The sequence below is a fragment of the Paenirhodobacter populi genome (assembly GCF_004022215.1).
Taxonomy (GTDB): domain Bacteria; phylum Pseudomonadota; class Alphaproteobacteria; order Rhodobacterales; family Rhodobacteraceae; genus Rhodobacter; species Rhodobacter populi.
The window spans coordinates 155088-177907 of the sequence record NZ_SAUZ01000009.1; the positions used below are offsets into that span (position 1 = coordinate 155088).

The following is a 22820-nucleotide window of genomic DNA, read 5'->3' on the forward strand; positions in this document are numbered from 1 at the left end:
AAACCGGTCGTAAAAAGCACCATTTCCCCATGCCGCATCGAGCAGGCCTCCCCGACATACGATCCGCGAAATACCAACGACGGCGGTGGCCAGAGCGGGTGTACGAATTTGACAAGGCGGGGGAGACTGTCTGGATACAGGCGCTGGCCCATGCGGCCCGGCAATGGCCCCCGGTCTGGGATTGAACAAGGCCACCTACAACCTGTTATTCTTCGCGCCCTCCCGCGGCCGGGGGTGCGATGTCCTCGGGGATTTCTCGCAGAAAGCTCTCGCCGGCCTGCAGTCTGCGGCCAAGCATCTAGATGAACCCTCGAACCGCTCGCACCCCTTGGAGACACGTCGCCCGATCGCGGTGCCGGAAGCCGAAAATGAGCGCAGGAGCCTCGATTTCATCAGCGATGCCCTTACCGACAATCGCCGTTTTCGGGTTCTGGCGGTCGTGGATGATTTCACGCATGAATGCCTGACGCTGGTCGCCGACACGTCGTTGTCTGGCGCAAGGGTCGTGCGGGAGCTGGACGCAGTCATCGCTCGAAGGGGATGCCCCGGCACCATCGTCAGCGACAATGGAACGGAGTTCACATCGATGGCGATCCTGTCATGGTGTCAGCGGACCGAGATCGCCTGGCACCACATCGCACCCGGAAAGCCCATGCAAAATGGATTCATCGAGAGCCTCAACGGGCGGTTCCGCGACGAATTCCTGAACGAGGTGCTGTCCTCAACCCTCGCCGACGCTCGCACCCAGATCGCCAGCTGGAAGGAGGACTACAACCGACACAGACCTCATTCCGCCTTGGGAAATGTCCCACCGACGGAATTTGCCATGAAGATCCGATTGGAAAAGCGGGCCGCTTAGGACCAGAAATCAACCCAAGGACTCTCCCAAATCCCGGAGGGAAACTGGGGCTCAGGTCACGGACCATGCGTACCTCCTGCGGATTTCGGAGAACCGGACAGCTGTTTCAGTAAGTTCAGGACAGTCATTCGACTGCTGGTCCTTGGGCTGCCGCTGTTCGTCCTGGATGATGACTTCGGGGTTTCCGGTCTGGGTCAATCCGGACCTGGCCCTTTCTCGGCGTATGCCGTCTCCCTTCAGATCGATGCGATGGGCATTGTGAATACGGCCGAGCAGAGACCCGGCCATTCATCGCGGCAGGGCTTCACCGGGATCCTGATCGGCCAATCGGCCACAGGCGGAACAACGTTTTCGTCGAGCGCCTGTGGCGGACGGTCAAATACGAAGAGGTCTACCTGCGGGCCTATGCCAGCGCCTCAAAGGCCCGCGCCGGGGTCGGTCGGCATCTGAATGTCTATAACACCCGCCGCCCGCATTCATCGCTTGACGGGAAAACGCCAGATCGGGCTTGTTTAACCAGCCCGATGCCCAAAGCGGACGCGGCCCAACCAGGACGAAAAGCCATATAGGAAACGCCCGGAACCGGTTCAGATCAGCCGAACTTCCATTGAGATCAATACAGGCCGGATCTCTCCACAGATCACCCCTTGCAATGTAATGCATGATGCATGATGCTTGACTAATGCCTCCCGGTAAGGCAGCACCGGAAACCAGTCTGATCGCAACTGGCCTCGGGGCCAAACCGGGAGACGGAAGGCGACCGTCGTGGAGGAGGGGCGCCGGAGAAGGGGGGAAGCATCGCATCACTGGCCGGACGAGTGAGGGCGTCGGGCGAGGAATTCCCCTGCATGACCGCAGCGGGGATGCGACGCGACAAGGGGGGAGAGGACTTATGCCGAAAACGGCGACAGCGGGTTTCGGGCGCATGCTCGGGGCGCATGCTGCGGGTTTACTGCGCAAAGCGGTGGCGATTCCGGCCTGGCCTGCGCTGGCCTTGCTGATCGTGATCGCCGCAATCGAGCAGCCGAGACTGCTTTCCCTGCCTTTTCTGCTGATCATATTGCGGCAGTCGGTGCCGCTTGCGCTGACGGCGATCGGGCAAAGCCTGCCGATGATCGGCCGTTCGATAGATCTCTCGGTCGGCGGCGTGATTGCCGTGACCAATGTCACCCTGGCGCTGCCGGCCTTCGCCGCGGGGCCGGCGTGGATGTCGCTGGCCATTCCGCTCGTGCTCGGCGCGACGATCGGAATGTTCAACGCCGTGCTGATCGCCTTCGTGCGCGCCTCCGCAGTGGTGGTGACGCTGGGTGTCTCGGTCATGCTCGTGGGAACGAGCTATCTGATCTCGGGCGGCGCCCCCGGAGGAGCGGTGCATCCACTGATCCGCTGGATCGCAACGGGCCGATGGGGCACCTTCCCCATCGCGGGGATCGTTCTGCTCGTCATCGCCATCGTCGCGGCGGTGATGTTGCGCCGTTCAGTCTTTGGCCATGCCCTGAGCGCCACCGGCGCGAGCTATGGCGCAGCGTGGCTCGGCGGGATCTCGGTGCGCAAGGAGTTGGTGGTCGCCCATGTCCTGTGCGGGATCTGCGCCGGGATCGCGGGCATCATGCTCACGGGCTATATCGGCACCGGCACGCTCAACCTCGGGGCCGATCTGGTCATGGCCTCGGTCGCGGCAGTGGTGCTCGGCGGCACGACGTTCGGCGCCAGCGCGGGCGGTGTGGGCGGCGTCTTCGCCGGGGCTATCGCTCTGACGTTCCTGGCCAATCTCATGACCGGGATGGGCGTGGGCAAGCCCGCGCAGCTCATCGTGCAGGGCCTGATCATCGCCGGGGCCGCGGCCCTCGCCCGCCTGCGCGCCAGATGAGGAGTTCTGCCGCTGCCTGACGGGGGAGCGGATACGGGCGATGCCCGAAGACATGTATCTCAGGGAGGAGAAACCATGATGCTGAAAAAGATCCTGCTGACCGGCACAATGCTTGCCGGATTCGCCATCGGCCCCGCTTTCGCGGATGCGCCCGAGCTCAACCCCGCGCTCTCGCCGGTCGCCGGCGCACCAATGGTCGATCTGCCGGCCTCGACGAAACAGTCCTTCGTCCTCGGCTTCTCGAACATCTCGGTGGTCAACACCTGGCGGGTGCAGATGGTCGAGGAACTGAAGAACGAGGCCGCCCTTCACCCCGAGATCAGCCAGCTGATCATTTCAGACGCGGGCGGCGACGTGAACCGGCAGGTCGCGGATATCGAAAGCCTGATCGCCCGCGGCGTCGATGCGATCCTGGTTTCGCCGGGTTCGGAGGTGGCGCTCAACGGCGCGCTGGAAAAGGCCCATGCGGCGGGCATTCCGACGATCATCTTTTCATCCAACGCCACGCCCGAGCACTACACCGTCAAACTTCTGGCCGATGACGCGCAGTTCGGGCGCGACGGCGCGAAATTCCTGGCCGAGGCGCTCGGCGGCAAGGGCAACGTGATCGCCCTACGCGGCATCTCGGGCAATTCCATCGACAACGACCGTTTCCGTGGCGTCACCGAGGTCTTTGCCGATTATCCGGACATCAGGATCATTGATCAGGGCTTCGGCGACTGGGCCTACGACAAGGGCAAGCAGGTCTGCGAGTCGCTGCTGATCGCACATCCCGATGTACAGGGCATCTGGTCTTCGGGCGGCGCGATGACGCAGGCCTGCGCCGAGGTGCTCGAGGAAAACGGCTTGCCGATGATCCCGATGACCGGCGAGGCCAACAACGGCTTTCTACGCACATGGAAGGAAAAGGGCCTGCAATCGGTGGCGCCGGTCAGCCCGACCTGGTTCGGCCAGCAGGGCGTCATCGCCGCGCTCAGGGTCCTGGAAGGGGCGCCGATCGCGCGCGACAACCTCGTCAATCCGCCGCCCATCCTCGGCGATCAGATCGACGGGTTCTATCGCGCCGATCTGGGCGATGCCTACTGGGTCGGCTCGCCGCTGCCGGACGAAAAGCTGAAAGAGCTATACGGCAAGTAACCGGGAGCGAAGGCGATGCTGCTTGAAGTCACCGACATCACCATGTCGTTCGGTCCGGTGCAGGCGCTGCGCGGGGTATCTCTGGCGCTTCGGCCGGGCAGCGTCCACGCCGTTCTGGGCGAGAACGGGGCGGGGAAATCCACGTTGATGAAGATCATCTCCGGGGTATTTCCGCCCAGTTCGGGCGAGATCCGGGTCGGCGGCGCGCCGGTCTCGTGGCATCAGGCCGAACAGGCCCGCGCCGCGGGCGTGTCAACGATCTTTCAGGAATTCATCCTGCTGCCCAACCTGTCGGTGGCCGAGAACCTGTTTCTCGGCCGCGAGCCGAGGAACCGGCTCGGCCTGATCGACCGGCCCCGCATGCGCGAGGAAAGCCGCCGGATCCTGGCGCGCGTCGGGCTGGATCTGAATCCGGACGTGCTGACCGGCAGCCTGCGGGTCGCCGAACAGCAGATGGTAGAGATCGCCAAGGGCGTGATGCGGGACGCGCGGATCTTCGTCTTCGACGAACCGACGGCGGCGCTTGGCGACCGGGAAGCAGCGCAGCTTTTCGCACTGATCCGGCAGTTGCGGACCGAAGGCAAGGGAGTGCTCTATATCTCGCACCGGCTGCCCGAGCTCTTTGATCTCTGCGACGAGGTGACCGTGCTGAAGGACGGTCAATATGCCGGTCATTTCCTGATGAAGGATACCGGCCCCGAGGAACTGGTGACCACCATGGTGGGCCGGAGACTCGATCAGCTCTACCCGCCACGTCCCGCACCGGCGACAGGGGCACCCCTGCTCGAACTGCGGGCGGTGAAGGTCGAGGGGCTGGCCGGGCCCGTCAACCTGTCGGTCGGGCGCAACGAGATCGTCGGCCTTGCCGGGCTCGAGGGACAGGGCCAGATCGAGATTACCCGCGCGATCTACGAAGGTCACACGCTTGAGGCGGGCGAGATCCTGTTCGACGGCAAGGCTTTCGATCACTCGGGGCCGACGGGTGGCATCGCGGCGGGGATCGGGCTGATCCCCGAGGACCGCAAGGCCGACGGACTGTTCCTGCCGCTTTCCGTGGCGCGCAACATCTCGGCGGGCCTGCTGCCGGGTCTGGGCCTGGGCCGATCGGCCCCGCAGCCGAAGGCGGAGATCGAGGCACAGGTCCGGCGTCTCCGGATCCGGCTGCGCGATACCGGGCAGACCATCGGCGAACTGTCGGGCGGCAACCAGCAAAAGGCGCTGCTGGCGCGCTGGCTGGTCCGGGGCGTGCGGCTGCTGATCTGCGAGGAACCGACGCGCGGCGTCGACATCGGCGCCAAATCCGAGATCTACGCCATTCTGCGCGAGCTGGCCGACCGCGGCGTGCCGGTGCTCGTCACGTCGCGCGAACTGCCCGAACTGATCGGCCTTTGCGACCGGATCGTCGTCGTGCGCGACGGCGCCACAGTCGCGGAAATACCGGGCGCCGAGGCGACCGAGGAACGGATCATGGCCGCGGCCATCAGGGGAGGACAGCGATGAAACTTGCCAGAGCGACCACGGCCGCGCGGCTTCGCCGTCTCTCGGCCCTGCCGGTAATGGTATTGCTTGCGATCCTCGCCATCGGGCTGGGCATCGCCTCGCCGCATGCACTCTCGGCCCAGAACCTGATCAACATCCTGAATCAGCAGGCCAGCCTGATCTTGGTGACGGTGGGGCAGACCATCGTGGTCCTGACGGCGGGGCTCGATCTTTCGGTCGGCTCGGTCGTTTCGCTGACCACGGCCATCGCCAGCCACGACATTCCCTTCGCGGTGCCACTCGCGGTGCTCGCCGCGCTCGCCGTCGGACTGGTCAATGCCACCGGCATTCTGAAATTCGGCATCCATCCGATCCTGATGACGCTCTCGACCATGACGGCGGTTCAGGGCCTTGCGCTCCTGATACGGCCGATCCCCGGGGGCACGGTGCCGGACTGGATGAGATCCTACGCCGGGGCCGAACTGTTTGGCCTGCCGCTTCCGGTGATCCTCACCGCGCTGGCGGTGCTCATCGCCGGCATGGCGATCTCTCACAGCCGCTTCGGGCTGCACCTGATGGCGACCGGCGCCTCGCCGCAGAGTGCGCTTCTGGGCGGGGTCAATACCGGGCGGATCATTCTCGTGGCCTATCTGCTGTCTTCCCTGTTCGCCTGCCTCGGCGGCCTCAACCTCGCGGCGCGGCTGGCGAGCGGCGATCCTCTCGTGGGGGCACCGTTCGGGATCGACTCCATCGCGGCCACCGCACTCGGCGGCACGCAGCTTTCGGGCGGCCTCGGCGGTGTGGCTGGACCGGCGGCAGGGGTGCTGTTCCTCGCGCTTCTGGGGAACGGGCTGAACCTGCTGAACATCTCGACCTACTACCAGATGATCATAAAAGGCGCGCTGCTGATCCTCGCCGTCAGCGCCCACCGTCGCAACCAACCCGGGCTGTAAGCAGCAAACTACCCGTATCAAAAGGATCCATCATGGACATCAAGGCTATCGTCGATTGCAAAACGCTGTTGGGCGAAGGTCCTCTATGGGACGTGGAAGAGCAGAAGCTCTACTGGATAGACAGTCTCGGCAATCGCATCTTTCGTGCGGACCAGAACGGCAATGGAGTGGAAAGCTGGCCGGTTCCGGCAAACATCGGCTCCCTCGCGCTGAGGAAGAACGGCGGCGCCCTCCTGTCGCTTGCCGACGGGATCTATGGCTTCGACTTCGCGACCGGCGAAGCGGAGCTCATCCACAGGGTCTCACACAAGGGCGATACGGTGCGGCTCAACGATGGCAAGGTCGACCGGCGCGGCCGTTTCGTCACCGGCAGCCTCGAGACGACCGAGACGGCGCCCCTCGGCCTGCTCTACAGCGTCGACACCGACCTGCGGGTAAGCCAGATCGATGACGGCATCACCGTTTCGAACGGCCCGTGCTGGAGCCCGGACCACTCGATCTTCTATTTCGCCGACAGCCGGTCAAAGGCGATCTGGGCCTATGACTACGACATCGACACCGGCAAACTGTCCAACAAGCGCAGGTTCGTCGCGTTCGGGCCCGAGGACGGCCTCCCGGATGGCGCCACCGTCGATGCCGAGGGATGCGTCTGGTCTGCCGGTGTCTACAAGAGCAAGATCCATCGCTTCTCCCCCGAAGGCAGGCGGCTTATGACCATCGACATGCCGGTGGTCTGCGTGACCTCGGTGATGTTCGGGGGACCGCAGCTCGACCGACTGTATGTCACCTCGATGCTGCGCGCCCCGGTGCCGGGCATAGAGGAGACGGGGCCGCTCGCCGGTTCGCTCTTCGTGATCGACGGGCTGGGGATCCGCGGATTGCCGGAATATCGCTTCGGAGGCTGATGCCCCCGCGCCCGCGGACAAATCCTCTCCGGCTGGCGCAGCATCCGTGCTTCGTCTATGAGAAGAGAAAATCATTTCGGATATCTCGGCATGCCACCAAGAGCGGTTATCAAGGAAAACCTCTCGGAGCAAATCTACAGATCGCTCCGTCTGTCGTTGATGGACGGTGAATACCGCCCGGGTGAGCGGCTGACGATCAGCGCGGTGGCCGAGCATTACGGCACCTCGATCACGCCGGTGCGCGAGGCGATCTTCCGCCTCGCGTCCGAACGGGCGCTCGAGGTCAAGGCCGCGACCTCGGTGATCGTGCCGAACCTGACCACGCGGGACCTGCGCGAGATCGTGGCGATCCGCAAGGATCTCGAAGGGATGGCCGCCTACCGGACCGGCCAGATCGCGACGGCCCGGATGATCGAGGAACTCGAAGCGCAGAACGCCCTTTTCTCGAAGGCGGCGGCGCAGAGCCCGCGTGAGGCGGCCCAGGCCAACCGGGATTTCCATTTCATGATCCTGCGCTTTTCGGAAATGCCCTATGTCGAAGCGATCTGCGAAAACATGTGGACGTTGATGGGCCCGTTCCTGCGCACCTTTCACGAAGAGATCCCGATCCGTCGGCTGACCGCCGACAACCATCAGCATTTCCGGTTTCTGTCGGCGGTGCATGCGGGCGACCCGGTCGGGGCCCGCGAGGCGATGCAGGCGGATATCGCCTGGAGCGAGGAGCTGATTCTGCGCAGGGAAGAACTGGCCGAGCGCGAGGCCAAGAAACCGCGCTGATGGTCATTGGGACGGGGTGGAAGGCAGGCCCTTCACCCCGTTCCGGTTCAGGCGACGGAATATCCCCCGTCGATCGGAAGCAGCGCCCCGTGGACATAACTCGCCGCATCCGAGACGAGGAAGCCGATCACCGAGGCGACCTCGGCCGGTTCGGCCCAACGGCCGAGCGGAATGCGCCCGGTGATCTTCGGTTCACGCAACGGATCGTTCTTCGCGCCAAGACCCATGCGCGTCATGATCCAACCCGGCGCGACGGCATTGACGCGCACCCCGCGCCCGCCCCAGGCCACCGCCATCGACCGTGTCAGCGCCACGATTCCACCTTTCGACGCCGCATAGGCGGGCGATTTCGGCGAGCCGAAATAGCTCCACATCGAGGCGATGTTCACCACCGATCCCCGCGCCGCTTCGAGCTTCTCCAGCGCGGCGGTGGCGGCGGCAAGGCTCGCCGTCAGGTTCACGTCGAGAACGAAGCGGAAATCCTCGACCTGCCATTCGCGTTCCTGACGCAACACGCCCGCGCAATTGACCAGCGCGTCGACCCGGTCGGCCCGGCCCACCAGCGCGGCCAGATCGGCGGCGCTGGTCACGTCGGTTCTCACGAATTCGGCGCCCTCGGGAAGGTCATCCTCCTGATCCAGACCGCCGGCGATGACGTGCCATCCGGCTCCGGCAAGGTGGCGACAGGTGGCAAGCCCGATACCGGTGCCGCCGCCCGTCACGATTGCTGTCTTCATCCCGCTTCCCCCCGTCAGCTGCGCAGGAATTCTTCGGCGACGGCGCGTATGCCGGCCCCGTCGAGCTTGTAATGCGCGTAAAGATGCGTCGGCGGCGCGATCAGGCTGTATTCGTCCTGGATGCCATGCCGCTTGAGCCGGATGCCCTTGCCTTCGTCGGTCAGCACTTCGGCCACGGCGGCACCGAGACCACCCAGCACATTGTGTTCTTCGACCGTCATCAGCCGGCCGCTCTTTGAACGGTCCGCCGCCTCGATGATGGCGTCGCGGTCGAGCGGCTTGATCGAGGCCATGTCGATCACCCCGACCGAGCGACCAGCCGCATTCATCGCCGCCGCCGCCTCGAGCGCTGCATGGACGGTGATGCCGCAGGCGATGATGGTCAGATCCTCGCCGAAACCGTGGACATGCGCCTTGCCGAATTCGAAGGTGGTGCCGCCGTCGTAGACCACAGGATCCCGGCCGCGGCCGATGCGGAAGTAGATCGGCTGATCCCAGTTGGCCGAGGCGCGGATCGCGGCCTCGAGTTGCGCACCGTCAGAGGGCGAGACCACGGTCAGGTCGGCGATCGAGCGCATCGTGCCGATGTCTTCCGTGGCATGGTGCGAGGTCCCGTAGAACCCGAGCGAGATGCCGGTGTGGTGGCCGACGAGCCGCACCGGCTGCGCGGAATAGGCCACGTCCATGCGGATCTGCTCGCAGGTGAGCAGCCCAAGGAACGAGGCGAAGGTCGCCACGAAGGGCACGACGCCCGTCGTCGCGATCCCGGCCGCGGTCGAAACCATGTTCTGTTCCGAGATGCCGAAAGAGATATAGCGGTCGGGATAGGCCTCGGCGAACCGGTTCAGCCCGTTTGAATATTGCAGGTCGGCGGAACCCGCGACGACATTGTGCCCGGTTTTCACCAGATCGATCAGCCCGTTCGACAGGTGGTCGAGCCCGGGGTTGACCATGTTCAGCCCGCGATATTGCCAGGAATTGGGGGATTTCGGTCCATTCATTTCAGATCACCTGCGCCTTGATTTCGGCAATCGCCTCTTGGGCGTCCGTCGGATCGAGCCAGCCGAGATGCCAGCCCGGTTCAGTTTCCATGTAGGAGACGCCCCTGCCCTTGACGGTTTTCGAGATGACCAGCGCCGGTTTCTCGCGCGCTCCGTCAGCGCGCAGGCGGCGCAGCAGCGTCGTGACGGCGGCGATGTCGTGGCCGTCGACGGTATGGACCTCCCAGCCGAAGGCCCGCCATTTCTGGTCGAGCGGCTCGATCCCCATCACCTCGTCGACACGACCGTCAAGCTGGAAGCCGTTGCGGTCAACGATGGCGATCAGGTTCTTCATCCTGTTCTGCGCGGCGAACAGGGCCGCTTCCCAGACCTGGCCCTCCTGCATCTCGCCGTCGCCCATCATGCAGAAAACCTTGTAGTCTTGGCCCGTCCAGCGCTGCGCCAGCGCGATGCCGATGGCGTTCGACAGCGCATGCCCGATGGACCCCGAGGAGAAGTCCACCCCCGGCACCTTGCGCATGTCGGGGTGATCGCCCAAGGGGCTGCCCAGCCGGGTGTAGCTGTCGAGCCATTCCTTCGGGAAGAAGCCAAGATCGGCGTAGATCGGGAACAGACCCACCGCCGCATGGCCCTTGCCGATGGTGAAGCGGTCGCGCCCTTCCCAGCCGGGCTCACCCCGGCGCAGGTTCATCACATCATAGTAGAGCGCCGAGAACACCTCGGCCGCGGAAAAGACCGAAGTGTAGTGGCCGGTCTTGGCGATATCGATCAGGCGGATCGTCTCGAGCCGGATGAACTGCGCGCGTTCCCGCAGATGTTCTATGGTCGTCGCATCGGGCTGATGGCTGTTGTGGCCCGCAGACGTGCTGACGTCCGGTTGCAAGGTCATGTCGGTCTCCTCTTGTTGGATGTTCTTCGCCGTTCCGCAGGGGCGGCGCAGGGCGATCAGGCGATGAAGCGCGAAATGCTCGCGCCGTCCGGACTGGGCGCCGGATGACGAAAGGGACCCGCCCGCCGGGCACCGTCCGACTGCCGGAATGAGTGAGCGAACGGGAACTGCATTTCCGCCGCCATCCGGATCGCCGCAGACGGCGGTGCCGGCTCCGGGTGCGCTGCCCAAAGACGCAACGCGCCATCGCGGCCTCCGGCCGCGTCGATCAGATGCAAGATCAATCTCTCCTCCCCCGTCATTCGCGCACCCGCATTTTCATACGGGCCGCGCTCCTCCCATCATGACCATAGAGGGATCTTTCAGCCGAAACAAGCATGATCCATGATGCATCATTTCGATTTTAAGATTGACCCGGCACGCGTGACATGATGCATCATGCATTAATATCGACAGGAGCGGTATGAGGGAGGACATGATGATCGTTTTTGGTTCACCGTCCCGGTATGTGCAGGGACCGGGAGCATTGCGGCAGTTGGGAACGGAACTGGCGCGAATCGCCGATACAGCGATTCTGGTGCTCGATCCGCTGATTCAGGACAAGCATGGCGAAAGCATCGATGCGTCCTGCCGCGCGGCTGGCGTGGCAGCCCGGCAGCTTCGCTTTTCGGGGGAATGCACCCCGGCGGAGGTCGAGCGTCTCGCGGCGGAAGCGGGCGAACCCGCGGTCGTGGCGGCGGCGGGCGGCGGCAAGTGCATCGATGTCGGCAAGGCGCTGGCCAACCGCAACGGCGCAATCGTCGTCACGATCCCGACCATCGCCTCGACCGATGCGCCGACGAGCCACAACTACGTGATGTATGACGAAAACCACCGGATGATCGCGGTGGAGAAACTGAAGAACAATCCGGCGCTGGTCGTTGTCGATACCGCGGTGATCGCGCAGGCACCAAAGAAGCTCTTCGTCGCGGGCATCGGCGATGCGATCGGCAAGATCTATGAAACGGAGGCCTGCTATGCCGCAGGCGGGATCAATGTCTTTGGCGCCGGATCATCCTTCTCCGCAGTTGAGCTGGGCCGGGCTTGCCACCGGCTGCTTCTGGCAGAGGCCGTTGCCGCGTTGACCGCAATCGACGCAGGTGTCCCCAGTGCGGCGCTGGAGCGGGTCGTGGAAGCAACCGTGCTGATGAGCGGCCTTGCGTTTGAAAGCGGCGGGCTCTCGATCTCGCATTCAATGACCCGCGGCCTGACGGCGCTCAAGCCCTATGCCGATGCCCTGCATGGATTCCAGGTCGCCTATGCCAATCTGGTCCAGATCCGCCTTGAAGGCCGACCGGAGGCCGAGATCCGCGCGCTGGCCACCTTTTATGGCGACGTCGGCCTGCCCCGCAGCCTGACCGAATTGGCCAGCCCGCCGGACGCGGACGCGATGGAACATATCGCGCAACGCACGATGACTGCACCGCACATCCGCCATTTCCCGCGTGACCTGACGGCTGCAGAGATTCGCGAAGCGATGCAATGGGTCGAGGCGGCATTCGCCGAACAGGCGACATAATAAAGAACCCGCTACATAATATATGATATATTAAAAGTATGGATCGAATCGGGAGGACGATTCGATCTCGGAGGAGGAACAACAATGAAGCTGACTGCTCTGCTGGCCGGTGCCGGCATGTTTGTGTGTGCCGTTTCGGCGGCCACCGCCCAGGATCTGCCTTTCCTGAAGAACGCCGATCATGGAAAAGGTCCGTTCAAGATCGGCTTTTCGAACGGATTCATCGGCAACGCCTGGCGTGCCCAGCATGTTGACGGCGTCGAAAAGACGGCGGCCGAGCTGAAAGCTGCCGGTGTCCTGTCCGATGTCATCGTCGTCAATTCCACATCGGGCGCCTCGGGCCAGATCTCGCAGATCAATGCGCTGCTGGCACAGGGGATCGACGCACTGGTCATCAACCCGGTCTCGGCCGAACCGTTGATGCCCATCGTCCAGCGCGCCATCGACAGCGGCGTGCTGGTGGTGGTGGCCGACAACCCGCTGCCGATGGACAATGTGCTGAACGTCTCGCTCGACCATTCGCAATACTGGGGGATCTCGACCGAATGGCTGGTCGACGCCATCGGCGGCAAGGGCGACATCGTCGCGATCGAGGGGCTTGCAGGCAATACGGCCAACGACTGGCGGGTCCGGGCGCGTGACGAGGTTCTGGCACGTCACCCCGATGTCAGGCTGCTCGCCTCGGTGACCGGCGGATGGGATCAGGCCCAGGCCCGCGAGGCCATGTCGGGGCTTCTCGCCGCCCATGGCGACAAGATCGACGGGGTGCTGATCCAGGAAGTGATGAACGAGGGCGTGATCCGCGCCTACAGGGCTGCGGGTGTATCCCGGCCACCGCTGACGGGCGATTACGTGCTGTCCTACCTCAAGCTCTGGAAGAACGATCCCGATCTGCGGACTGTCGCCGTCGCCAACCCGCCCGGTGTCGGATCGGACGCCGTGCGCATCGCCGCCGAGATTCTTTCGGGCAGCAAGCTCGACACGGACAAGCTGGTGCCCAATCCGCTGAACCCGTCGTTCAATAACACGATCCTGATCCCCGAACCCTATGTGGTCGAGCGTGAGGCCAACACCTCGCGGCCCTGGTGCAGCGAACAGGTCCAATGCATCTCGCTCGACGAAGCCATCGCGCTGCTCGATGGCCGGTCGGATGCCGACTCGCTCGACAAAACGCTCACTCAGGATGAAGTGCGCACGCTCTATTTCCGCTGAGCCCCTGCCCTGCACTTTCTTCCGCGCCCGATCCCTCGGAAGGGGCGCAGATCTGTCCGTGACGGAGGATATGACCGGATGACGCTGGTCCTTGATGGAATAACACGGGTCTTCGGCCCGGTCCGGGCGCTTGACGATGTCTCGCTGACCGTCGGACCGGGCGAATGCCGGGCGCTCTATGGCGGCAATGGCTCGGGCAAGAGCACGTTGGCGAAAATCGCCAGCGGAACATTGGCGCCGGATACCGGGCGTGTCCTTGTCGATGATCGCCCGCTCGGACGCGCCGATCCGGCACGCGCCCGGTCGCTCGGCGTCGGCATGACCTTTCAGGAACTCAGCCTGATCCCCCTGCTGACGGCAGGGGAGAATGTGGTTCTGACCGACATGCCGGGGCGCGCCGGTCTACTGCGCGACACCGCCCGCGCCGACCAGATGGCGCAGGCTGCCCTTGCGCCGGTGGGTCTCGCAGGGCGGCGTGACCTGCCGGTCAGCATATTGCAGACCGGCGAAAAATATCTCATCGAGCTCGCCAAGGCGCTTCAGTCCCGGCCCCGCTGGCTCATCATCGATGAACTGACCGCGACCATGCATGCCTCCGAGGTCGATGTCTTCGCGGGGTTGCTGGCGGATCATCTCGCCCAAGGCGGCGGTGCGCTCTTCGTCAGTCATCGCCTGCCCGAACTGCGCCGCTTCTGCGACACGATCTCGGTCCTGCGCAACGGCAAACTGGTCTTCGATGGCGCGCTCGCCGGTGTCGGCGACGACGAGCTGGTGAAATGGGCCGGCGGCGGGCACCGGGATGCGCCGGCGCTGATGGCCCCGGCGCGGGACGGCGAAGTGCGGGTGAAGGCGAAGGCGATCCGCCCCCTTCCCCATGCTCAGCCGCTCGACCTCGACTTCCGGGCCGGCGAGATCACCGGCATCGGCGGCCTGCCCGATCAGGGGCAGAAACAGGTCCTGCGGCTTCTTGCGGGGCTTCGCGCGCCGTCACCCGGCGAAAGCGTCAGCCTCGACGGTGAGACGCTGCCTCTCGGCTCCGCCGCGGCGATGGCGGCGAAAGGTATCTCCTTCGTGTCGGGGGATCGCGACGAAATGGTGTTTGCGCCGCGCTCGATCCGCGAGAACATGCTCGCCCCCTTCGCCGCGATGCGCGGCCTGAAGATGCCTTCCGACGCGGAGATCACCGCCGCACTGGAACGTCTCTCGACCCGGCACGCAGGGATTTCACGTCCGATCGGGGGACTTTCGGGCGGCAACCAGCAAAAGATCCTGGTAGCGCGCTGCCTGCTCCTGAACCCGCGGCTGATCCTCGCCGAGGATTGCACCAAGGGGATCGACGTTGCCGCGCGCAACGACGTGCATCACCTGCTGCGTGAACTGGCGCATGTCCAGGGCACGACCGTGATCGTGACCTCCTCCGACGATCAGGAATTGGCCGAGCTGTGCGATCGGGTGCTGGTGCTCGATGGCGGCCGGATGATCGCCGAATTGGCCCGGGCGGAGGGCAGGCTCGACGCTCAGGCCATCGTCTCGGCCTATATGAAGCAGGAAAGGGCTGCATGATGCTGCGGCAAATCTGGTCTCACTCAAGCTTTCCCGCCGGAGTTCTGGCGGCGCTGGCACTGATCTTCGCGCTGAGCGTGAACCCCGGCCTGTTGACCACCGGTTCGATGATCGGCTGGTCGACCTCGCAGCTCGGGCTGTGGACGGCTGTGCTCGGGCAGACGCTGGCGCTGATGGGACGCGGGATCGATCTGTCGATCGGATCAGCGGTCAGTCTGGTCAATGTCTCGGCCATTGCGCTTTTCGAGGCAGGCTGGCCACTGACCGCCGTGGTCCCCGCGACGCTTGTCCTCGGTCTCGCGATCGGTGCACTGAATGGCGCACTGGTGGGCGGGCTTCGGCTCAATCCGCTGCTCGCGACCTTCGCTACCTCATTCGTTCTTCTGGGACTCGCGCTGCAGATCCGTCCCGCGCCGGGCGGCATGGCGCCGATGCCGGCGGTCATGTTCCTCAACGGCGCGAGCTGGGGGATCCCGAACGCCATGCTGCTGTTCGTTCTGGTGCTGTTGCTGTGGGCGCTGATCGCGGCCAGCCTGTTCTGGATTCGGCTGCGCGCGGTCGGAACAGATCCGGTCAGGGCATGGAATTCCGGCTTGCCGGTGCAATGGCTGAAATTCGGCAGTTACACGCTGGCCGGCCTGTTCACCGGCCTTTCCGGCCTGTTCGTGACGCTCTGCGTCGGCGCGGGCGATCCGCTTTTCGCTCAGCCTTACACGCTCCTGACCATCGCCGGTGCGGTGATCGGCGGCGTCGCCCTGAATGGCGGCAGCGGCAGCGGTTACGGCGCGGTTCTGGGCGCGGTCTTCGTCGGACTGACAAGCGACATCGCGCTTGGAATCGGCATCTCGCCCTTCTTCCAGCAACTGATCGTCGGCTGTGTGTTGCTCGTCGGGCTCGCCATTGTGGTGCTTTCGGGCCGCTGGCTTCAGCAAAAGAGCAACGCGGCCCTCATCACCGCCTCGGCCCACAGGGGAGAAAGAGCATGAGTGCGCGCCTCGCAAATATTTCCCTCGGCCGGACATCCCTTGGCCGGATCCCGCATGTCGGTAGTCTGGGAATCATCCTCGCCCTGCTGATCCTCGGGCAGCTCGTCAATCCGTCCTTCCTTTCGCCGATGAACCTGTGGGCGGTGCTGTCGGTCTCTGCCTTGCTCGCCGTGGCGAGCGCCGGCCAGACACTGGTGATCATCTCGGGCAATCAGGGCATCGATCTCTCGGTCGGCTCGGTCATGACGCTGACGGCGCTGATCGTCTCGGGCATGGCCGGCAGTTCGGATGCCGCGGTGCCGATGGCGCTTGCGGTGGTGCTGGGGCTCGGCACGCTGATCGGGCTCGCGAACGGGATCGGGGCGCGCTTCCTCGGCCTCTATCCGCTGGTGGTGACGCTCGGGGGCTCCTTCGTGGTCGAGGGGCTTGGCCTCGTCTATGCCCGTTCCCGCCCGCCGCAGATGCCCGGCCCGATGATCGAGAACATTGGCATCGGCCGTTTCCTCGGCATTCCGTGGCTCGTGCTGATCGGCGCGGTGGTGACGGTCGCGATGACCCTGCTTCTGCGCAAAAGCCGCTACGGTCGGCAACTCTATCTGGTCGGCTCGAACATCCGCGCCGCCAGCGCGGCGGGCATTCCGGTCACCCGGGTGCTTCTGACGACATGGGCCGCAAGCGGCTTTCTCGCGGCCTTCGCCGGCGTGCTGCTCTATGGCTATGTCGCCTCGGCCAATCTCTCGGTGGGCGCGCCCTACACGATGATGTCCATCGCCGCGGCGGTGATCGGCGGCACCGCGCTGTCGGGCGGCGCGGGATCCTTCGTGGGCACCGTGCTCGGCGCGGTGATCTTCAGCCTGATCACCAATCTTCTGATCATGCTCGGACTGGGACCGGCGCTGCGCTATGCGATCAGCGGCCTCGTCCTGATCCTTGTTCTCTTCGCCACCTCGCGCGACGCGCGCTGATCCAAGGAGGAATGACCATGTGTGACGCCCATGCCGGAAAGCCGGTCCCCCATATGCGCGAACTGCTCGAAGGCTTGCCGAAGAACTGGGGCCGCTGGGGCGAGAACGATGAGGTCGGCGCCCTGAACTTCCTCGACGCGGCCGAGGTCCTGCGCGGCGTCGCCTCGGTGAAAAGCGGCAAGACCTTCACGCTGCAGGTGCAGATGGGTCACCCGAAGGGCGATCCGGTCTGGCCGGGTCGCACCGGCGCGCAGCGGTTCAACATCATGGACAAGGGCGATTTCCTCTGCGGCGCGGGCAAGGAATCGCCAGGCAACCACGAATTCGCCGATGACGTGATGATCATGTACCTGCAGGGCTCAACGCAATACGACGCGCTCGGCCATGTCTGGTACGACGATCACATCTACAACGGCTATGACGCGAAGACCACGGCGGGCAGTCTGAAGAAGGCCAGCGTCCTGCCCATCGCCGAGCGCGGTATCGTCGGCCGCGGCATCCTGATCGACATGGCCCGCCATCGCGGCAAGGAGGTGCTCGACAAGGGCGAGACCTTCGACCACCGCGACCTGATGGAGGCCGCGCGCGCCCAGGGCTGCGAGATCGCCAAGCACGACATTCTGCTGATCCGCACCGGCTGGATCGGGTCCTACTACCGCCGCGAGAAGGAGGAATTCTACGCCGATTTCATCGAACCGGGCCTGACATTCTCGCGCGAGCTGGTCGAATGGTTCCACGAGATGGAACTGGTCAATCTCGTCACCGACACGATCGCCAACGAGGTGACGGCCGATCCCGAGACCGGCGTGGTGATCCCGCTCCACTGCGCATTGATGCGCAATCTGGGGGTGACCTTCACCGAGATCACCGCGCTCGATACACTGGCGCAGGATTGCGCGGCGGACGGACAGTGGACGTTCCTCTACACCGCCGCGCCGCTGAAGGTGGTCGGCGGCTCCGGGGCGCCCGTCAATCCGGTGGTGATCAAGTAACGGGTGCAGATTGCGCCGGGGGCATCCGGCAGCGGATGGCTCCCGGCGGATTCGAACAGACAGATACAATTTGCGTCAACCATTGAACCCATGATCGCTCATTGGTCTGACCTCTTTCCTGCATTCTCGGTCGAGAGGAATGCGGATCCGCCCCTCAAGAATGTCCAGGTGCATGCCAGCATGCTCACCGGGCTACATGCCCCCGGGTGACCCACCCTGGCACACGGATGCCGTCGGGGGGCGGTCACATCATGTGTGGGTAGCCCCGGTTAGAGCGGGCTGTCGCCTCGGCTGGCGTCATATGATCGAAGGCGTCCATGGTCAGGCCTTTGGTCGGAGCGCTGTGCTCCATGGCCGGTATGGGATCCGCGGGCTGTGGTCAAAACATCAAAACGAGCTCGAAGCTTCCCATGTGACACTGATTTCCCCAACCCCGATCTGTCCGATCGATTTCACACAAGCTTCAGCTTCTCCCGCATTTTCGAGGCTGCGCTGCTGACCGCATCAGTTCGCCGTCAGCGGTCCTCCTCGAAACTCTTCATCCTTCGTGATCATGGCCCACAGCATGCGGGCCGTTCGTGGTTTGCTCGGACCAGTGGTGCGTCACCGCTCACTGTTCGCCAGCGCGATGGCGGCGGGCATCCGTGGTTTGCGTGCCAAAATCCGGCCCAACCAAGAGCTTTCCGCGGGTGGCCGGATCCTGACACCAGAGATCCCGGCCATCGCGCCAATGATCAGCAAGCGCCGGATATGGCGCTGAGCCGACTTGCTCGTGCGTCCAAGTTTTTGTTTGCCACCGCTGGAATGCTGTCGCGGGACGAGGCCCAGCCAGGCCGAGAAATCCCTTCCCTGACGGAAACTATCCATCGGTGGTGCGAAAGCCGCCAGTGCCATCGCGGTAATAGGGCCTACGCCGGGCATCTTCTGCAGTCGGGCCGAGAACCGCGACCGTCTGCTGGCCGTCGTGATCTGTTAAGCCCGGTGACCCGCTGCGACAGACCATCGATCGGATCAAAACAAAGCTGCGCCATGTGGCGGACCACAGCGGGAAGATCGTCTGACCCGGCGCCCGGCTGCGGAACGGCCCACAGTTTGTCCACGTTCTCCCGACCCTTTCCGGCGACAAGCCCGAATTCAGCGAGATTCCCGCGCAAGGCCTTGATCACCTGTGTCCGCTGCCCGACCAGCATATCCCGCAGCCTGAAGATCATGCCGAGGCCTTGCTGCTCCGGCGTCTTCACCTCGACGAAACGCATGGTCGGCCGACTGCCCGCCTCCGCCATGTCGTTTTTCTGGCTCTCCACATACGGTTTGACGAATTTCGGGGCGATCATGCGCACTTTATGCCCGATGGCCGACAAGGTCCGGGCCCAATGGTGGGCCGTGGCGCAGGCTTCCATCGCAATGATGCACCCGGGCTGCGACTGCATGAACCCGAAGAACTGCTTGCGCGATAGCTTCTTGCGAAACACCATCTCGCCTTCCGCTGTCGCCCCGTTCAGCTGAAAGGCCTGCTTCGCCAGGTCAACACCGAGAATCGAGACTTCCTTCGTGGCCAGTTCCTCCTGATCCTGTCTGGACCACTGTGGCACATAAGCGCCATCAGGAGGGGCTCCCAACCCATCATCAATACCGTATGGCAGTATCCCAGCAAAACAACGGCGGGCCGGGACGGTTCAAGACCGCAAGCGCAGGGCCGACGAGATCGGGTGATATCGCTCACTGGCGCCAGAGAGATCGTCCCGATGGACCAAGGCCGGTCATGCACTAACTTTCAGGCTGGACCACTCAGGTGGGGCTGATCACGGCCGCCGCCTTCTCTGCGGAAATGAACCGGTGGCCAAAAGTCCTTTGGAAAATTCAGACGACTGCTCTGGTGCCGGCCGAAGGTTGGGCGATGAGACCGGAAAGCAGGGTGAGACCCTCTTCCAGCACATCCCGGTCGGGCGCCACGCCGAGCGAAATTCTCACGGCCTCGATGGGGTGGGCAACGGTTGCGAAAGCCGAGGCAGGCACGATCGATACCCCCGCCAAATTGGCATATTCGGCGAAATCCGAAGCCCGCCAGTGCTCCGGCAGGCGGAGCCAGAGATGATGTCCGTGCGGGTCGGCAGCATAGTTCAGCGTCCCGAGGGCTATGGCAGCAAGCTGCTGACGCGCCCGGTTTTCCACGCGGATCGACTTTGCAATCTCCTCCATAAGGCCGGTCGCGATCCAGCGGCTTGCAAGCGCCGACATCAGTGGCGGGGCCATCAGCATCGTCGCACGCATGACACTTGCGAGACGGCGCGCGGCCTGCGCCGAGGGCGCCGCGACATAGGCGACGCGCAATGCGGGCGTCGCGCATTTCGAAAGGGTGGCGATGTGCCATGTAATGTCGGGCGCAAAGGCGAAGATCGTCGGGGCCGGTTCAGGCAACAAGGCGGCGTAAGGGTCGTCTTCGACGATAATGACGTCATGCCGCCGCGCGATCTCGGCCAAGGCCCGCCGGCGCTCTTCCGGCAGCGTCGACGTCGTCGGGTTGTCGATGCTCGGGATCACGTAGAGCAGCTTGACCTTGCGGTCCCGGCAGGCCTTTTCGAAGGCCTCGGGGAGGATGCCTTCTCCGTCCATGTCCAGCGGCTCGATCACAAGCCCTTTCTGAATGGCGACCGCCTTCAGCCCGGGATAGGTCATGGCACCGGCGGCGACCACGTCGTTGCGCTGAAGCAGCAGGTCGCAGACGGCAAACAGCGCGCATTGCGCACCCGCGCTGACAACGAGACGATCCGGCGATATTCCTTCGATCCGGGCGCCGAGCCAACGCGCGGCAGCGGCCCTGTCCGGTTCCGAACCGGTGCTTTCCTGATAGTGAAGATGCAGCAATCCTGTCGCACCGCCCAGTATCTCCCTCAGACCGCCGGGCAGCAGCTTGCGAAAGTTCACATCGGCAGGCTGCGGCGGAATGTTCATGCTGAGGTCGATGAGGGATTGCTCTTCCGTCCCGCCATCCTGCGTTTCGGAAACGAACGTGCCACGGCCGGCCTGCGCCGATACGAGACCGCGCCGCCGCGCCTCGTTGAAGGCTCGTGTCACCGTTGTCAGGTCGACGCCAAGCGCCTCCGCGATGGCGCGCTGAGCCGGCAGGCGATCGCCCCGCGCCACATGGCCGGAACGAATATCCGCCTCAAGAGCCTCGACGATACCGAGATATTTCATTCTGGCCCCGTCGATCAGCCGCGGTGTCCACATCGTCGTTGAAATCCCCGTCAGAAGCCATACGCCTATATACAATGTATGGCATTATGTGCAAAGTGATATCTTTTCGTGAGGATGCTCCATAACAAAATCGTTATATTACAATAAATTAGTTTATATAACGGATTCTCTCAGCGTTTCCTCCGAGAATGTATGGGCGGAATATCCTTGCAGTTGACGCATACAACGTTTAGGAAATCACAAAATGTATGGCCCCATGGAGCGCGAGCGTCAACGGTGCCGGCTCGTGATCGTGTAACGCAGGTGAGTGCACCATGATGAACTGCGCTGACAGATTTCAGGTCCTGCTGCCTGAACGGAAGCTCGACGGCCGTTACAGAATATTCACGGAGCTTGAGCGCATCGCCAGCGAAATCCTGTCGGCACTACGGCACAGGCTTGAGGGTAGCAAGCAGCGCGTCACGGTGTGGTTCAGCAATGATGCCCTCGGCATGGGCGAGCACCCCACCGTTCTGGATGTGATGCGCCGCGCCATCGACCTCCCAAGCGCAGGAACGGGGGGCGCGCGCAGTATTTCCGGCGCCGACCGCGTCGCCCTGGAAGGCGAGCCTCCCGACCAGCATGGCAAGGAGGCCGCCCTGGCCTTCACGCCCGGCTGGATTCCCAATCTGGCTGGCCTCGGCCCGCTTGGCCGCATTCTGACAGGTTGCGCCTTCTCCGATACCCTTACCCACAATTCCCCGATAGAGGGCATCCGCCGGTCCGGTGCCGAACGCTTCATTTTCCGGCACAATGATGTCGGTCATCTTGAAGAGCTGACGGCTGGTGCCGATCCTGCCCTGCCGACGATCGCCGCCTTCAAAAGCGTCTACAGCACGGATTGCAACGCTGCGACGATCGCGGAGGCTTGCGACGTCGCCCAACGGTATGGGGCCAATCTTGATGAGGTGCATGCCGGCGGCATCGCCGGCCACGAGGGTCTCGCCCACCGGTTGTGACCATCATCGAAGGCACGCTTGCCAAGGTATTCGGGGTAATGGGTGAGGCAGCGCCTCTCGATAGACTCCGCGAAATAACAGGAAGTAAGGAGTCAAAACGATGGATTTTTGGGTTCCCGTAATCTTCGGTCTGTTCAAGATTGGCGTGCTGGTCACGGTCATTTTCCTCTCAATCAAATCGCACCGCGATGGTGAAAAGGAGGAAAAAAGAAAGAAAGAAACCAGCGGACAGTATGCAGCAGCCGAGCATGCCGTTGATGCCTCGGAGTCTGAATTAAAAGTCGACAGGTGATATCTGGAGGCGACGGCCCTATGGTCTCTCTTGCGCGGGAATATGATTCGCCGATGCGGTTGATGGCCTTGAATCGGCGGGCCAGAACCCGAGTGTGGCTGCACAAATGATAGCCTAAAGGAGCGGCAGCTGTCGCGCCACGCCCTCTCATTTGAGGCAGCTATTAGGACGTGTCGACAAAAGGGATACAACTGGTAGCGGTTCTTCGTGAACACGGTTGGCACCCACACCGAACCGCTTCAATGCGCTCGGCATCGCCGAGATCGAACGCGTGGCATGAGACGACCGGGGAAAGGGGGCTGCCCCCTCAGAAGCTGACTTTTGCAACATGTATAACCGCCCTTTGCGCAAGAGGGTTTGTGGATCAGTTTTGCGCGCTGTCGGGTGCTGACATGTATCCGGCCTCTGCTGCGGCCATCGTCATGCCGCGGGCCCGTATGGTGTTCGCG

General features: G+C 63.8%; 19 protein-coding genes and 3 pseudogenes. 16 read left to right on the forward strand and 6 right to left on the reverse strand.

Annotation, left to right across the window (positions count from 1 at the left end; translation table 11 throughout):
• Positions 1-316: 316 nt before the first annotated feature.
• From D2T30_RS09160 to D2T30_RS09195, 8 genes and pseudogenes are all read left to right on the forward strand, one after another.
• Positions 317-859 (forward strand): annotated as a pseudogene (locus D2T30_RS09160) (integrase core domain-containing protein); the annotation flags it as partial.
• 329 nt (positions 860-1188) lie between these two features.
• A pseudogene (locus D2T30_RS09165) lies at positions 1189-1428 on the forward strand (integrase core domain-containing protein); the annotation flags it as partial.
• Positions 1429-1751: 323 nt separating this feature from the next.
• A complete protein-coding gene (locus D2T30_RS09170; RefSeq protein ID WP_164884263.1) occupies positions 1752-2729 on the forward strand; it encodes an ABC transporter permease in 978 nt (325 codons plus the stop codon).
• A gap of 75 nt (positions 2730-2804) precedes the next feature.
• On the forward strand, positions 2805-3866 hold the full coding sequence (locus D2T30_RS09175; RefSeq protein ID WP_128185972.1) for an ABC transporter substrate-binding protein: 1062 nt from the start codon (positions 2805-2807) through the stop codon (positions 3864-3866).
• Positions 3867-3881: 15 nt separating this feature from the next.
• The gene (locus D2T30_RS09180) at positions 3882-5366 is read left to right on the forward strand and encodes a sugar ABC transporter ATP-binding protein (RefSeq protein ID WP_128208620.1); all 1485 of its coding nucleotides are present in this window, start codon (positions 3882-3884) and stop codon (positions 5364-5366) included.
• A complete protein-coding gene (locus D2T30_RS09185) occupies positions 5363-6298 on the forward strand; it encodes an ABC transporter permease (protein ID WP_206612898.1) in 936 nt (311 codons plus the stop codon). The genes D2T30_RS09180 and D2T30_RS09185 overlap by 4 nt, the downstream gene beginning before the upstream one ends.
• Before the next feature lie 32 nt (positions 6299-6330).
• Positions 6331-7203, forward strand: coding sequence for an SMP-30/gluconolactonase/LRE family protein (locus tag D2T30_RS09190; RefSeq protein WP_128208621.1), 873 nt, complete (start codon positions 6331-6333; stop codon positions 7201-7203).
• A gap of 90 nt (positions 7204-7293) precedes the next feature.
• Complete coding sequence (locus D2T30_RS09195) at positions 7294-7980, forward strand: GntR family transcriptional regulator (protein WP_128185966.1); 687 nt, start codon at positions 7294-7296, stop codon at positions 7978-7980.
• Between the two features lie 47 nt (positions 7981-8027).
• Here the strand turns inward: D2T30_RS09195 and D2T30_RS09200 are convergent, their stop codons facing one another.
• The 4 genes from D2T30_RS09200 to D2T30_RS09215 are packed head-to-tail and all read right to left on the reverse strand — an operon-like array spanning position 8028 to position 10885.
• Entirely contained in the window at positions 8028-8717 is a 690-nt protein-coding gene (locus tag D2T30_RS09200; protein WP_128208622.1) for an SDR family NAD(P)-dependent oxidoreductase, read from the reverse strand.
• Between the two features lie 14 nt (positions 8718-8731).
• Positions 8732-9718: a transketolase family protein gene (locus D2T30_RS09205; RefSeq protein WP_128208623.1), complete on the reverse strand. Its 987-nt coding sequence runs from the start codon at positions 9716-9718 to the stop codon at positions 8732-8734.
• Position 9719: 1 nt separating this feature from the next.
• Positions 9720-10607: a transketolase gene (locus D2T30_RS09210; protein WP_128185960.1), complete on the reverse strand. Its 888-nt coding sequence runs from the start codon at positions 10605-10607 to the stop codon at positions 9720-9722.
• Between the two features lie 56 nt (positions 10608-10663).
• A complete protein-coding gene (locus D2T30_RS09215) occupies positions 10664-10885 on the reverse strand; it encodes a hypothetical protein (RefSeq protein ID WP_128208624.1) in 222 nt (73 codons plus the stop codon).
• A gap of 197 nt (positions 10886-11082) precedes the next feature.
• Here D2T30_RS09215 and D2T30_RS09220 point away from each other — a divergent pair, with 197 nt between their 5' ends.
• The 6 genes from D2T30_RS09220 to D2T30_RS09245 all read left to right on the forward strand — a co-directional run bounded on the left by D2T30_RS09220 (position 11083) and on the right by D2T30_RS09245 (position 17883).
• Positions 11083-12165 (forward strand): glycerol dehydrogenase, encoded by a 1083-nt coding sequence (locus D2T30_RS09220; protein WP_206612899.1) that lies wholly within the window; start codon positions 11083-11085, stop codon positions 12163-12165.
• Between the two features lie 84 nt (positions 12166-12249).
• Positions 12250-13377, forward strand: coding sequence for an ABC transporter substrate-binding protein (locus tag D2T30_RS09225; protein ID WP_128208625.1), 1128 nt, complete (start codon positions 12250-12252; stop codon positions 13375-13377).
• 78 nt (positions 13378-13455) lie between these two features.
• On the forward strand, positions 13456-14940 hold the full coding sequence (locus D2T30_RS09230) for an ATP-binding cassette domain-containing protein (RefSeq protein WP_128208626.1): 1485 nt from the start codon (positions 13456-13458) through the stop codon (positions 14938-14940).
• Positions 14937-15926 carry an ABC transporter permease gene (locus tag D2T30_RS09235; protein ID WP_128208627.1) on the forward strand — a complete coding sequence of 330 codons (990 nt, stop codon included), beginning with the start codon at positions 14937-14939 and terminating at the stop codon, positions 15924-15926. The genes D2T30_RS09230 and D2T30_RS09235 overlap by 4 nt, the downstream gene beginning before the upstream one ends.
• Positions 15923-16891: an ABC transporter permease gene (locus tag D2T30_RS09240; protein ID WP_128208628.1), complete on the forward strand. Its 969-nt coding sequence runs from the start codon at positions 15923-15925 to the stop codon at positions 16889-16891. The genes D2T30_RS09235 and D2T30_RS09240 overlap by 4 nt, the downstream gene beginning before the upstream one ends.
• Positions 16892-16908: 17 nt before the next feature.
• Positions 16909-17883, forward strand: a complete 975-nt coding sequence (locus D2T30_RS09245; RefSeq protein ID WP_128186026.1) for a cyclase family protein — start codon at positions 16909-16911, stop codon at positions 17881-17883.
• Positions 17884-18387: 504 nt separating this feature from the next.
• Here D2T30_RS09245 and D2T30_RS09250 read toward each other — a convergent pair.
• Together D2T30_RS09250 and D2T30_RS09255 are read right to left on the reverse strand one after the other, a co-directional pair.
• Positions 18388-19442, reverse strand: a pseudogene (locus D2T30_RS09250) (IS110 family RNA-guided transposase).
• Between the two features lie 301 nt (positions 19443-19743).
• Positions 19744-21114 (reverse strand): aminotransferase-like domain-containing protein, encoded by a 1371-nt coding sequence (locus D2T30_RS09255; RefSeq protein WP_128208629.1) that lies wholly within the window; start codon positions 21112-21114, stop codon positions 19744-19746.
• 281 nt (positions 21115-21395) lie between these two features.
• On the opposite strand from D2T30_RS09255, the gene D2T30_RS09260 reads away from it, so the two are divergent.
• Together D2T30_RS09260 and D2T30_RS09265 are read left to right on the forward strand one after the other, a co-directional pair.
• A complete protein-coding gene (locus D2T30_RS09260) occupies positions 21396-22079 on the forward strand; it encodes a PLP-dependent aminotransferase family protein (protein ID WP_277749554.1) in 684 nt (227 codons plus the stop codon).
• A gap of 100 nt (positions 22080-22179) precedes the next feature.
• A complete protein-coding gene (locus D2T30_RS09265; protein WP_128208630.1) occupies positions 22180-22371 on the forward strand; it encodes a hypothetical protein in 192 nt (63 codons plus the stop codon).
• Positions 22372-22820 lie beyond the last annotated feature (449 nt).

Bases quoted from the DNA above. Each gene is read 5' to 3' on its own strand.
- D2T30_RS09170 (WP_164884263.1), top strand. From the start codon at position 1,752: ATGCCGAAAACGGCGACAGCGGGTTTCGGGCGCATGCTCGGGGCGCAT.
- D2T30_RS09175 (WP_128185972.1), top strand. From the start codon at position 2,805: ATGATGCTGAAAAAGATCCTGCTGACCGGCACAATGCTTGCCGGATTC.
- D2T30_RS09185 (WP_206612898.1), top strand. From the start codon at position 5,363: ATGAAACTTGCCAGAGCGACCACGGCCGCGCGGCTTCGCCGTCTCTCG.
- D2T30_RS09200 (WP_128208622.1), bottom strand. From the start codon at position 8,717: ATGAAGACAGCAATCGTGACGGGCGGCGGCACCGGTATCGGGCTTGCC.
- D2T30_RS09210 (WP_128185960.1), bottom strand. From the start codon at position 10,607: ATGACCTTGCAACCGGACGTCAGCACGTCTGCGGGCCACAACAGCCAT.
- D2T30_RS09265 (WP_128208630.1), top strand. From the start codon at position 22,180: ATGGATTTTTGGGTTCCCGTAATCTTCGGTCTGTTCAAGATTGGCGTG.
- D2T30_RS09180 (WP_128208620.1), top strand. From the start codon at position 3,882: ATGCTGCTTGAAGTCACCGACATCACCATGTCGTTCGGTCCGGTGCAG.
- D2T30_RS09230 (WP_128208626.1), top strand. From the start codon at position 13,456: ATGACGCTGGTCCTTGATGGAATAACACGGGTCTTCGGCCCGGTCCGG.
- D2T30_RS09245 (WP_128186026.1), top strand. From the start codon at position 16,909: ATGTGTGACGCCCATGCCGGAAAGCCGGTCCCCCATATGCGCGAACTG.
- D2T30_RS09195 (WP_128185966.1), top strand. From the start codon at position 7,294: ATGCCACCAAGAGCGGTTATCAAGGAAAACCTCTCGGAGCAAATCTAC.
- D2T30_RS09225 (WP_128208625.1), top strand. From the start codon at position 12,250: ATGAAGCTGACTGCTCTGCTGGCCGGTGCCGGCATGTTTGTGTGTGCC.
- D2T30_RS09255 (WP_128208629.1), bottom strand. From the start codon at position 21,114: ATGTGGACACCGCGGCTGATCGACGGGGCCAGAATGAAATATCTCGGT.
- D2T30_RS09220 (WP_206612899.1), top strand. From the start codon at position 11,083: ATGATGATCGTTTTTGGTTCACCGTCCCGGTATGTGCAGGGACCGGGA.
- D2T30_RS09240 (WP_128208628.1), top strand. From the start codon at position 15,923: ATGAGTGCGCGCCTCGCAAATATTTCCCTCGGCCGGACATCCCTTGGC.
- D2T30_RS09190 (WP_128208621.1), top strand. From the start codon at position 6,331: ATGGACATCAAGGCTATCGTCGATTGCAAAACGCTGTTGGGCGAAGGT.
- D2T30_RS09235 (WP_128208627.1), top strand. From the start codon at position 14,937: ATGATGCTGCGGCAAATCTGGTCTCACTCAAGCTTTCCCGCCGGAGTT.
- D2T30_RS09205 (WP_128208623.1), bottom strand. From the start codon at position 9,718: ATGAATGGACCGAAATCCCCCAATTCCTGGCAATATCGCGGGCTGAAC.
- D2T30_RS09260 (WP_277749554.1), top strand. From the start codon at position 21,396: ATGATGAACTGCGCTGACAGATTTCAGGTCCTGCTGCCTGAACGGAAG.